Here is an 11,406-nt window from a genome sequence, read left to right as displayed (position 1 = left end):
TTCGCCAATAGCTTTTCGACCAAATGGCTATGAAAAAATCAATACTTCTTTTCACAATAGTGTTGTCCACAAGCGTTTTTGCTCAAGACATGACCAATGAAAAATTGCAGGAAATTTATACCTCTGTAAGTGACTCAATTCAAGGAGAAACAGGAACTTGGCAGTTTCACGTCAAAGATGTGACTATGGTTTCAATAACAGATATTAGTCATAATCGCATGCGAATTATATCTCCAATTGTTGAGGTTACTAGTCTTAAAGAGGGTTTGTTAAAGGCTGTATTAATGGCTAATTTTCATACCGCTCTAGATGTTAAGTACGCTATTGCAGACGGTATTTTATGGTCTATTTTTGTCCATCCCCTAAAGGAATTGAGTGAAGATCAGGTTAGAGACGCATTAAGTCAGGTGTATTATGCCAATGTTAATTTCGGATCTACTTATGCCAGCACTTCACTAGTTTTCCCAGGTAGTGAGAATAAAGGGGGTGAGAAGAAAAAGGACGAGCCCGTTTTCAAAAAGAGAAAGATATAGACTGCAATAACAACAACATTTACAGGCCTTTAGATTATCACTAAAGGTTTTTTTGTACATTTAATTCATACTAACTATAAAATCATTATACATTATGGAATTACCTATTAATCTATTAGCGATAGTAGTGGCTGCCGTTGCGGCATTGGTTATAGGCGCAATTTGGTACAGTCCAAAAGTATTTGGAAATGCTTGGATGAAAGCTTCTGGTATGACAGAAGAAAAAATGAAAAGCGGTAATATGGCTCTAATTTTTGGGCTGGTGTTACTATTTGCGGCATTGCTAAATATCCTGTTAATGCAATTTACAAATCATCAATGGGGAGCTCTTGGTATGGTCGGAGGAGACCCAGAAAATGCTAAGGCATCTTTTGAAGCTTTTATGGCAGATTATGGTAATGCACATCGTTCATTTGGACATGGTGCTTTACATGGAGGCATATTCGGAGTTTTTGGAGCATTGCCAATTATTGGCACCATAGCCTTATTTGAGCGTAAAAGTGCTAAATATATTTTTATAAACTCTGGCTATTGGATTGTGACCCTGGCCATTATGGGTGGTATTATTTGCGCTTGGCACTAAAAAGAAATACAAAAGAAAGGAGCCCTGAAATTAGGGCTCTTTTTTTATTAATCGTCAATAGCTTCTGTTTGCATGTCGTCCTCTGGGATATCAAGACTGGTCTCAAAATCTGGTAAGACTTGGTCTATCATCATTTGGTTTTTAAGCTGTTTAGCCTCAATAAACCACCAGTAATTATCAGTATCATTATAAATTCCTAAAAGGTAACTTTTTGATTTTATGCGTTGGTCTGCCATTTTCATTTGGTTAAAGTTTTCGACCACACAACGGTATTGTCCTTGTTCCTCAACAACATCAGAAACACTGACCACATCAGCTTTTTCAAAAACAAAACCTTGAGTTTTCATGCTGTCAAACATACCTTTGATCATATTTATAGCCGCATCTTTACCTCCCATCAAATCTACAACGGCTGGTAGAGTATGTTTTATTACGGTTTCAAATTCCATTTCTAGAGTGGCCTTAGCGGTAATTTCAGCATCGCTGAAAGCGTCTTCTTTGGTTTGTGAGTAAGCAGATACACCTATTAGTATGGTAAGTAGGAGCAAAGTTCTTTTGAGTTTAGTCATTTGTTTTTGTAATTAATTGTTTAAATCGGTTTTTAAAATATAAGTTTAGCCCATCGGAATTTGCTTCAAATACCTCTGGAAACCCATCGTTGTTTGCATCAAATGCAATAATATCATATGTGTCATCTCGGTTTTCTTCATTGAGAGCTATGCGCTTAAAACTGTTCCCTTTATTGGAAATATATACGTAATTGACACCTTCATTGTTAGCATTTAATATATCCATGTAACCATCATTGTTTAAATCGCTCAGTGTTACCGAAAACGTTCGCAACGAGGTCGTTTCATAAACGAAAGTTGAATCAAAGCCTCCGCCATTTCCAAAATAGATTATATTGTTCTCTCTAATATTAGCGACAACGATATCTTTATATCCATCTTTATTTAAGTCTGCAATTGCGATAGTCCGAGTTTCGTCACGACCGGTTCCAAAAGGAATTTTAGATTCAAATTTTAGACTGTCAGATTGTAGATAAATATAATTTTGTTGTTTATCTCGATTAGCCAGTATCAAGTCTTTCTTTCCATCATTATTCATGTCTTCAACCGCTACCGCAATTGTAGAATCCTTTTTACTTCCAAATTCAATTATAGTATCAAAAGTTGCATTGCCGTCGTTAATACAGATCTCGTTGGTTGCGCCTCGGTTGGTAATCAATATGTCTACATCACCATCACTATCGATGTCACTTAGGGTAATATTGCGTGTTGGTGTAATGGCTTTTCCAAAGGCTCCGCCTCGCTCAAAATGACCTGTTCCGTCGTTTAAGTAGAATATATTTTCACAATTGTCATTCCCAACAGCAATATCTAAATCACCATCACCATCTAAATCTGCAACTTCGGCAGCATAACTGGTGTGGAGCGCTTCATCTAAGCGAATTGCTTTCGTAAATGAGCCCTTGCCCGAATTGAAGAATATATAATTCTGCTGAGGCCAATGCCTGCCATTTGCCACTATAACGTCTTTAAACCCATCACCATTTAAATCCCCCGAAGCAATAGACGCTGTACGGTTTTCAAAAGCACCGACAGAGAAGAACCCTCCATAAGGATTAAAAAACGGGTTCTCCTGTGAAAAACAGAAAAAAGAACAGAACAAAAAGCCAACGGTTAATCTACTCATTTTTCTTTTTCCCATTATTGGCCGCATTTTTCATGGCCTCACCAATCTGGTTACTGGCTGTAAAACTAGCCACCATATCATTTAGCATTTGGCTACCCGCTTGTGGTGAATTAGGTAGTAAAATTAGATTACTATTGGTTTCGCCACCAATAGATTGTAATGTATCATAGTGCTGCGTCACAACAATAAGCGCTGAGGCCTCTTGGGAGTTAATACCCACTTTATTCAATACTTCCACAGATTCTTCTAAACCGCGCGCAATTTCACGTCTTTGGTCTGCAATACCCTGTCCTTGTAAACGCTTGCTCTCTGCCTCTGCTTTTGCTTTTTCGACAATAAGAATACGTGCTGCATCCCCTTCAAATTGTGCTGCAATTTTTTCACGTTCTGAAGCGTTAATTCTATTCATTGCTTCTTTTACCTGAGCATCTGGATCAATGTCTGTAACCAGGGTTTTAATGATGTCGTAACCATAATCCATCATGGCGTCATTTAATTCGGCTTTTACAGCGATAGCAATATCATCTTTGCGTACAAAAACGTCATCTAATTTCATTTTTGGAACTTCGGCACGCACCACGTCAAATACATAAGAGGTAATCTGATCATGCGGATAATCAAGCTTATAAAAAGCGTCATAGACCTTATCACGAATCACTTTGTATTGCACCGACACTTTTAAGCGAACAAAAACATCATCTAAGGTTTTAGTCTCAATAATTACGTCTAATTGCTGAATTTTGAGACTTAATTTACCAGCAATACGATCTACTAAAGGAATTTTTAATTGTAGACCAGAATGTCTTATACTTTGAAATTTACCAAAACGCTCTACAATAGCAGCAGTTTGTTGCTTGACGATGAAAAATGAAGAAATTAAAATGATTAATCCGAAAAATATAATCGGAACTAAAATAAATTGACCCATAACAAGTTTTTTAAAGTTAGTAACTACGAGATATTAAATGTAAGTAATATTAAACTATTTTACTTAGGTTTGTCTTAATAAGCCTTAAATCGATATGAAAAAAACAAAACACCTCGTATTAGTTGCTATTTGTATGGCTTTTGTTACAATAAGTCACGCACAGCGTTACGCTATAAAAAACGGAATTGGACTTCAAGGCGGTATCACACAATTCGATATTGTTACAGATAATTTTAAGACACAATCCAACAGTGGTTTTTTAGGCGGCATGTCGGCTTCAGTAGATTTGCCACATAAGTGGTATGAGGTAAGTTATAACATTCAACTATCTGAAAACAACATTGATATCTTGGCGGAAACTCCAGCCACGTCTAGAGAGGAATATGTTGAATATAAAATGATGGCTGCTCAATTATCTTTTCTATTTCATGTAAAGTTAATAAAGGATAATTTTACACTAGATTTAGGACCAATGCTACAATATAATAGTGAGTTAGAGCTTAAGAACGAATCTAAAGAAGGCTTTTTGATCACTAACTACGATAACCTTTTTACGGAAGATATTTCAGGTATATCTAGGTTTAATGTTAATGGCGCTGTAGGTCTTTCGGCGGGTATTAATGCATTTCAGTTAAGGGCTCAGTATATTTATGGCTTTACGAATATACTAGGAAAATTAAATGACAACGATTTTAATCTCAACAATGCCGACCGGTTCGAGGGCAATCAGTCTTTATTGGTGCTTTCAGCGATATTGACCTTTTAGGAATTAAAAAAGCGCACAATCTGAATTTGTTTAATGTCCTATGCTTTTAACCAATGCCTCAATACGCTTAATGGTTTCGCGTTTGCCAATCATAAACATGATATCAAACACATCTGGCCCTTGCAAAGCCCCAACTAAAGCCAACCGTAAAGGCATCATCACCTTTCCAAAGCCGATGTCATTACTTGTTATCCAACCTTTAATATTGGTTTGAAGATTTTCAACGGTGAAGTCATCAGTTGCATTTACAAGTTCAGCAACCTTGCTAAGAATATCTGCAGTGTCTTCTTTAATGGCTTTTTTAGACGCCTTTTCATCATAATCTATTGGAGCCACAAAGAAAAAATGACTCAATTCCCAAAAATCACTAACAAATGTTGCACGCTCCTTAATTAATCCTACGACCAAAGTGATATAATTGATATCTACATCAGCTAGCAATATATTTTTTACTTGAAACTCTTTTGCCAAATCCAAATCCAATTGCTGTTGCATATAATGATGATTAAACCACTTGGTCTTGTCTGGGTCGAAACGCGCACCAGCTTTATTCACACGCTCCAAATCGAAATGCTTTATTAAGTCTTCTAAACTGAAAATCTCTTGTTCGGTTCCTGGGTTCCAGCCCAAAAAAGCCAGAAAATTAACAACCGCTTCTGGGAAATAACCATCTTCCTTGTAGCCTCTAGATATGGTGCCGTCGGGAGCTTTGTATTCTAGCGGAAATACAGGAAAGCCCATTTTATCACCATCGCGTTTACTTAGTTTTCCTTTTCCTGTTGGCTTAAGAATTAGCGGTAAATGCGCAAATTCTGGCGCATCCCAACCAAAAGCATCGTACAATAATTGGTGTAGTGCCAAAGATGGTAACCATTCCTCACCGCGAATGACATGGGTGATTTCCATTAAATGATCATCCACAATATTGGCGAGATGATAGGTCGGCATGCCATCACTTTTGAAAAGGATTTTATCGTCTAAAACATTAGTGTCAATTGAGATGTCACCACGAATAATATCCTTTAAATGTAAAGTTTCATCTTGTGGCGATTTAAAACGGACTACATAATGCTCACCAGCACTTAGTTTTGCTTTGGTCTCTTCTTCAGACAAAACCAAGGAGTTCACTAAACGTCCTTTTTTGCGATTATGCCAATTATAAATAAAGGTTTTGCCTTTGATTTCATGATCTTTTCTGTGCGCATCAAGCTGTTCAGAAGTGTCAAAGGCATAATAAGCTTTACCGTTAGCAATGAGTTGATCTGCGTACTGTTTGTATAGATGCTTACGCTCACTTTGTCTGTAAGGGCCTAGCTTTTCATTTTTCTCCGGACCTTCATCAAATGGAATACCACACCAATTTAATGACTCTACAATATAGTCTTCAGCACCTGCAACATAACGATTTTGGTCAGTGTCTTCAATCCTTAGCACAAAATCGCCGCCATGTTTTTTGGCAAATAGATAGTTAAATAAAGCAGTTCTTACACCACCAATATGTAAAGGTCCCGTAGGACTTGGCGCAAAACGCACGCGTACTTTTTTTGACATAATTTAATTTTATAACTGAACTATCACACTGAGCTCGCCTGTGCTGAGCGCAGTCGAAGTATCGAAGTATTATTTCAGAAACTCGCGCAAAGATAAAATTATAGGCTTGAAGTTGGAAGCAAGAAGTGTGAAGTTTTCACCAACTGTAAACCGCGACTTTGATCGCACACTAATTTAGAGCCATTTCCCTGGGTACGCGTTTATTCATAATCTTAAACCAAAGCGGCGGCACCATTGCTAAAACCATAGAAGTTGGGTAGCCGAAAGGCATTTGTGGACTTTCATCATGACAATCTAAAACCTGATATTTTTTTGAGGATTTGTAATGATGATCACTATGCCGCGTTAACTCATATAATACGATTCTACCGATAACATGATTAGAATTCCATGAGTGCATTTCCTTAACACGTTCGTAACGACCAGATTTGGTTTTTAGACGGAGCAAGCCATAGTGCTCGATATAGTTCACTGTTTCGAGTAAAATAAAGCCAACAATGCCCGCAAGAAAGGCAAACCGTAAAGCCGTTGTACCTAAAACAGACCCAATTAAAATCAAATAACCCATCTGTAAAATGCTATACCAAAGCATGTCGTTTTTAATGGAAAAGAACGATCGATTGTTATTCTTCAATAATTTCTTTTGAATGTTCCACGCATTGAAATATTGACGAATGGTTGAGGTGAACCAAAAGGAGTACACGGATTGATTATATCTTGCTGTAGCAGGATCTTCTGGTGTCGCGGCATGTAAATGATGTCCGTAATTGTGCTCAATATAAAAGTGCATATAAAACGAGGGCAAAAGCAAGGCCTTACCAAGAAAACGTTCATTTGTGGTTTGTCTGTGGCCAAGCTCATGAGCCACATTAATACCGTTTACACCAAGTACAATACCAATGGAAAAGACGAGTCCAATAAACTCATAAGTTGCTAAAGTTTCATTTGAAACCAAGACTAACGCAGAGATAAGCAAGCCGAAGACTATAGGTAAATTCAAGTATAACAACCAATCAAAGAGCTTGCGCTGTAGTTTACTGTCAGCTTCTTCGGTTTGAAGGTTTTCTGTATCTACAGGAAAAATCAATTCTAAAACAGGAATACAGACAAAGGCAAAAATTGGAGTCGCCCAAACCCAATAACCCTTAAAGAATAATCCTAAAACGGCCATTACCGGAATCGAAAAAGCCGCTAAATATTTGAGGTCTTTCATGTTTTAATACGGTATTTAACAGTTAAAGGCTCTAAATTAACAGAATCTTATCAAATTTAAGGAAATGACAATTAAAATAAAATTGTAGATTAGTCAGTTAGAGTAAGACATGAGCAATTTCGAAACCATAAAAAGTAAGTTACAAGAGTTCATTAAGAAGTATTACACCAATGAACTGCTTAAAGGAGCCATCCTATTTTTTGCTATTGGCTTACTGTATTTTATCGTGACGTTGTTTGTAGAATACATGCTGTGGCTTGGCCCAACAGCCAGAACTGTACTGTTCTGGACATTCATTGCGGTAGAACTCGCGCTTTTTGTAAAGTTCATTGCCATTCCTTTGGCTCATCTTTTTAATTTGCGAAAAGGCATCAACCACGAAACCGCCTCTAAACTAATAGGGAATCATTTTCCAGAAGTCAATGACAAGTTATTGAATGTGCTTCAACTGAATCAAAACCATACGCAGTCAGATTTGTTGATCGCAAGTATAGAGCAGAAATCGCAAGAACTACAGCCTATTCCGTTTAAATCTGCGATTAATTTTAAATCTAATACCAAGTATTTAAAGTATGCTGCAATTCCAATCGCCATATTATTATTGTCATTTTTAACAGGAAAAATCAACTGGTTTAGTGATAGTTATGAGCGCGTGGTGAACTATAAAACAGCTTATGAACCACCAGCACCATTTCAGTTTTTTGTGCTTAATGAGCCACTAGAGGCTATTGAGGGGAAAGATTTTAAATTAAAAGTATCTACAGCCGGAAATGTAATTCCGGAGAATGCTCGGATTCAGTTTAATGGACAATCTTACTATTTACAACAATTGACGCCTGGAGAATTTCAATATACTTTTAATCTTCCCAAAGAAACTATAGAGTTTACGCTTTCGGCCAATGATGTTAATTCAAGACCGTATCAACTTGAAGTGGTTAACACGCCAAATTTGGTCAATTTTGAAATGGTATTGGATTATCCATCATACACTAGAAAGCAAGATGAGGTTTTGAAAAGCACAGGATCGGCAATAATTCCAGAGGGTACTAAGGTGACTTGGAGAGCATTAACTAAATCTACAAACGAAGTCAATATTTATGCTAATGACACGCTTCCTTTTAAGCAAAGAGAAGATGGAAAGTATGAAGCTACAAAACGTCTTTATAGAAACTATAATTATAGCATCTCTACAAGCAACGAGAACCTAAAGGATTACGAAAATTTAGCATACAACATTAGTGTGGTCAAAGATCTAAGCCCAGAGCTTGAGATTAAAGTTCAAAAAGATTCTATAGATCAGCAGAGTTTATATTTCTATGGTCAGGCAAGTGATGATTTTGGACTGACTAAATTAACTTTGGTGTATTATCCTGTTGATGACGAAACGAATAAGAAAGTTGAGCCTATTTCTATTTCAAAATCTAATTTTAGTGAGTTTGTAAGTGCCTTTCCGAATCAATTCAATTTACAAGAAGGCGTGAGTTATCAGTTGTATTTTGAGGTTTTTGATAATGACGCGCTTCACAACTATAAGCGCACAAAAAGCAGTGTTTTTAGCTACAGAAAACGTACAAAAGAAGAAGAAGAGCAAAAGCAGCTACAAGAACAAAATGAAACTATTAAGGACATCGGAAAGACCTTTGAAAAACTTCAAGAACAAGATAAAAAGCTTGAGGAATTTTCAAAAACCCAAAAAGAAAAACAGCAACTCAACTTTAATGATAAGAAGAAGTTTGAGGACTTTTTAAAGCGTCAGAAACAGCAAGAGCAATTGATGAAGAACTTCAACAAGAAGCTTCAGGATAATTTAGAAGAGTTTCAGGAGGAGAAGAAGGAGGATCAATTTAAAGAAGATTTAAAAGTACGTTTAAAAGAAAATGAAGAACAACTCAAAAAGGATGAAAAGCTTTTAGAAGAACTTGAGGAATTAAAAGATAAAATAAATAAAGAAGAGTTCACCCAAAAGCTTGAAGAGTTAGCCAAGCAAAATAAGAACAAGAAACGCAGCATGAAGCAACTCTTAGAGTTAACAAAGCGTTTCTATGTGATGAAAAAGGCGGAGAAAATCGCCAACCAATTAAAAGATCTGTCTGAAAAGCAAGAAGACTTGTCTAACAAGGATAAAGAAAACACTAAAGACAAGCAGGAAGAATTAAATAAAGAATTTGAAGAACTTCAAAAGGGTATTGAGGACTTGAAACAAGAAGATCGACGACTTCAAAAGCCAATGAAAATTGAGGTGGACGAATTCTTAGAGGATGGTATAAAGTTCGATCAAAAAGGAGCAAAGGAAGCTTTAACGCAAAAAGAGCAGAGTAACGAAGAACAAAAAACACAAGAAGCTCAAGAGCAACAGGAAAAGGCTCAAGACAAACAAAAGAAAGCTGCTAAGAAGATGAAGCAAATGAGTGAAAAGATGATGCAGATGATGTCTGGAGGAGGGGGTGGCGACCAAATGGCTGAAGATATTGATACACTGAGACAGATTTTAGAGAATTTATTGCTTTATTCTTTCGACCAGGAAGAATTGATGAATACGTTTGAGAGCATAGACATTAATAATAATAAATATGGTAAGTACATCATTGAACAAAGCAATCTCAGAGAGCACTTTGAACATATTGATGATAGTTTATTTACCTTGTCTTTGCGACAACCAAAGATTTCGGAGAAAGTAAATTCACAGATTACGGAGGTCTATTTTAATATTGATAAATCGCTTGGGCAACTCACAGAAAACAGATTGTATCAAGGTGTCTCTTCGCAGCAATATGCAATTACTGCGAGTAATGAGTTAGCGAGTTTTTTAAGTGATGTTTTGGACAATATGGAAATGTCGATGAATCCATCGCCAGGTTCTGGAGGTGAAGGTGGACAACAACTTCCAGATATTATTATGAGTCAGGAAGAGTTGAACAAACAAATGGAAGAGGGCGTTAAGAAAAGTGAGCAAGGTGAGCAAGGTGAGGAAGGAAAAGAAGGGGAAGAACCAGGAGAAGGTGAAAAGTCGGGTAAGGAAGGTGAAGGCAAACAACCGGGAGAACAAGGCAAAGAAGGGCAAGAAGGAAAAAGCGGTCAAAGTGGTACAAATGGAAAATCTGGTGAGCAACAGGGTAACGGTGGTGAAAGTGGTAAAAATGGGAATCAAGAAGGAGATGGTAGTGAAAATGGTGAGGGTAAAGACGGCAAAGCAGGAAAGAACGGAAAAGGTGGTAAAAATGGAGGTGATGGAACCAATGAAGAGGAGGGAAAGAATGATGGCTACGGTGAAGGGGGAAGCGAAGAACAAAATGCTGAATTATTCAAAATTTATCAACAGCAACAGCAATTAAGACAAGCCTTAGAGGAGCGTTTGGCTAAGGATGGAAAAATGGAGTCTGCCGGACAATTGATAAAACAGATGGAAGAGGTCGAACTGGATTTGTTGAATTATGGCTTCACTAATCAAACACTTCAAAAAATGATGGATGTACAGCATCAATTATTAAAAATGGAGAATGCTACATTTATGCAAGGACAAGACACCAAGCGTGAATCTGAAACCAATAAGAAAGAATTTGATAGGGAGAATCCTAATCAAATACCAACGGCTAAGCAATACTTCAATACTACAGAAATATTAAATCGTCAAACATTACCTTTGCAGAATCATTTTAAGAAAAAGATTCAAGAGTATTTTAAAAAGACGAATGATTAATTTTAATTACGAAACCAATTTTGAATTAGAAGAAACTGACCAAATTTCCCAATGGATTTCTAATGCCATAATTGAGGAGAATTGCAAAGAGGGTGAGATTAATTATATCTTTTGTTCAGATGATTATTTACATAAAATCAATGTCGAATTCTTAAAACACGACACACTTACTGATATTATAAGCTTTGATTATTCGGTAGGAAAAGAACTACATGGAGATATTTATATTTCTGTGGATCGCGTTAAGGAAAACGCTAAGGAGTTTAATGTCAAGTTTGATGATGAATTGGCGCGAGTTCTTATTCATGGGGTTCTACACTATTGTGGATATAAAGATAAGTCGGATGAAGAGGCTTGTCTAATGCAAAGTAAAGAAGATCACTACTTAAGTAGGCGTTAGCTAAAATCACTATTTCAGCGTATCTTTGCGCGCTGGAAAT

Annotated in this window: 10 protein-coding genes; 5 read left to right on the top strand and 5 right to left on the bottom strand. The window is 36.8% G+C overall.

What is annotated here, in order from left to right; translation table 11 throughout:
- Positions 1–29: 29 nt before the first annotated feature.
- Both H7F21_RS02205 and H7F21_RS02200 read left to right on the top strand, forming a co-directional pair.
- Positions 30–533 (top strand): hypothetical protein, encoded by a 504-nt coding sequence (locus H7F21_RS02205; RefSeq protein ID WP_246431398.1) that lies wholly within the window; start codon positions 30–32, stop codon positions 531–533.
- A 94-nt stretch (positions 534–627) separates the two neighbouring features.
- The gene (locus tag H7F21_RS02200; RefSeq protein ID WP_185787598.1) at positions 628–1,116 is read left to right on the top strand and encodes a DUF1761 domain-containing protein; all 489 of its coding nucleotides are present in this window, start codon (positions 628–630) and stop codon (positions 1,114–1,116) included.
- Positions 1,117–1,163: 47 nt separating this feature from the next.
- On the opposite strand, the gene H7F21_RS02195 is transcribed toward H7F21_RS02200, so the two are convergent.
- Genes H7F21_RS02195 through H7F21_RS02185 form a run of 3 tightly spaced genes read right to left on the bottom strand, consistent with a single transcriptional unit; the run spans position 1,164 to position 3,739 of the window.
- On the bottom strand, positions 1,164–1,685 hold the full coding sequence (locus tag H7F21_RS02195; protein WP_185787597.1) for a hypothetical protein: 522 nt from the start codon (positions 1,683–1,685) through the stop codon (positions 1,164–1,166).
- Positions 1,678–2,826: an FG-GAP repeat domain-containing protein gene (locus H7F21_RS02190; protein WP_246431397.1), complete on the bottom strand. Its 1,149-nt coding sequence runs from the start codon at positions 2,824–2,826 to the stop codon at positions 1,678–1,680. Before H7F21_RS02190 ends, H7F21_RS02195 begins: the two co-directional genes overlap by 8 nt.
- Entirely contained in the window at positions 2,804–3,739 is a 936-nt protein-coding gene (locus tag H7F21_RS02185) for an SPFH domain-containing protein (RefSeq protein ID WP_185787596.1), read from the bottom strand. The genes H7F21_RS02190 and H7F21_RS02185 overlap by 23 nt, the downstream gene beginning before the upstream one ends.
- A gap of 94 nt (positions 3,740–3,833) precedes the next feature.
- On the opposite strand from H7F21_RS02185, the gene H7F21_RS02180 reads away from it, so the two are divergent.
- Positions 3,834–4,505, top strand: coding sequence for an outer membrane beta-barrel protein (locus H7F21_RS02180; protein ID WP_185787595.1), 672 nt, complete (start codon positions 3,834–3,836; stop codon positions 4,503–4,505).
- A 30-nt stretch (positions 4,506–4,535) separates the two neighbouring features.
- Here the strand turns inward: H7F21_RS02180 and gltX are convergent, their stop codons facing one another.
- A complete protein-coding gene (gene gltX / locus H7F21_RS02175) occupies positions 4,536–6,056 on the bottom strand; it encodes a glutamate--tRNA ligase (protein ID WP_185787594.1) in 1,521 nt (506 codons plus the stop codon).
- 169 nt (positions 6,057–6,225) lie between these two features.
- Entirely contained in the window at positions 6,226–7,269 is a 1,044-nt protein-coding gene (locus H7F21_RS02170) for an alkane 1-monooxygenase (RefSeq protein WP_185787593.1), read from the bottom strand.
- A 109-nt stretch (positions 7,270–7,378) separates the two neighbouring features.
- On the opposite strand from H7F21_RS02170, the gene H7F21_RS02165 reads away from it, so the two are divergent.
- Together H7F21_RS02165 and ybeY are read left to right on the top strand one after the other, a co-directional pair.
- Positions 7,379–10,966 (top strand): DUF4175 family protein, encoded by a 3,588-nt coding sequence (locus H7F21_RS02165; RefSeq protein ID WP_185787592.1) that lies wholly within the window; start codon positions 7,379–7,381, stop codon positions 10,964–10,966.
- Positions 10,959–11,366 carry an rRNA maturation RNase YbeY gene (gene ybeY, locus H7F21_RS02160; protein ID WP_185787591.1) on the top strand — a complete coding sequence of 136 codons (408 nt, stop codon included), beginning with the start codon at positions 10,959–10,961 and terminating at the stop codon, positions 11,364–11,366. The genes H7F21_RS02165 and ybeY overlap by 8 nt, the downstream gene beginning before the upstream one ends.
- The last annotated feature ends 40 nt before the right edge of the window (positions 11,367–11,406 follow it).

It is taken from the genome of Winogradskyella flava (assembly GCF_014243395.1).
Classification (GTDB): Bacteria; Bacteroidota; Bacteroidia; order Flavobacteriales; family Flavobacteriaceae; genus Winogradskyella; species Winogradskyella flava.
Note: the sequence above shows the minus strand (reverse complement) of the source record. Positions and strands in the feature narration are given on the sequence as shown.

Excerpts from the sequence above, each read along its gene's own strand:
- H7F21_RS02205 (WP_246431398.1), top strand. The coding sequence starts at position 30 with ATGAAAAAATCAATACTTCTTTTCACAATAGTGTTGTCCACAAGCGTT.
- H7F21_RS02200 (WP_185787598.1), top strand. The coding sequence starts at position 628 with ATGGAATTACCTATTAATCTATTAGCGATAGTAGTGGCTGCCGTTGCG.
- H7F21_RS02195 (WP_185787597.1), bottom strand. The coding sequence starts at position 1,685 with ATGACTAAACTCAAAAGAACTTTGCTCCTACTTACCATACTAATAGGT.
- H7F21_RS02190 (WP_246431397.1), bottom strand. The coding sequence starts at position 2,826 with ATGGGAAAAAGAAAAATGAGTAGATTAACCGTTGGCTTTTTGTTCTGT.
- H7F21_RS02185 (WP_185787596.1), bottom strand. The coding sequence starts at position 3,739 with ATGGGTCAATTTATTTTAGTTCCGATTATATTTTTCGGATTAATCATT.
- H7F21_RS02180 (WP_185787595.1), top strand. The coding sequence starts at position 3,834 with ATGAAAAAAACAAAACACCTCGTATTAGTTGCTATTTGTATGGCTTTT.
- gltX (WP_185787594.1), bottom strand. The coding sequence starts at position 6,056 with ATGTCAAAAAAAGTACGCGTGCGTTTTGCGCCAAGTCCTACGGGACCT.
- H7F21_RS02170 (WP_185787593.1), bottom strand. The coding sequence starts at position 7,269 with ATGAAAGACCTCAAATATTTAGCGGCTTTTTCGATTCCGGTAATGGCC.
- H7F21_RS02165 (WP_185787592.1), top strand. The coding sequence starts at position 7,379 with ATGAGCAATTTCGAAACCATAAAAAGTAAGTTACAAGAGTTCATTAAG.
- ybeY (WP_185787591.1), top strand. The coding sequence starts at position 10,959 with ATGATTAATTTTAATTACGAAACCAATTTTGAATTAGAAGAAACTGAC.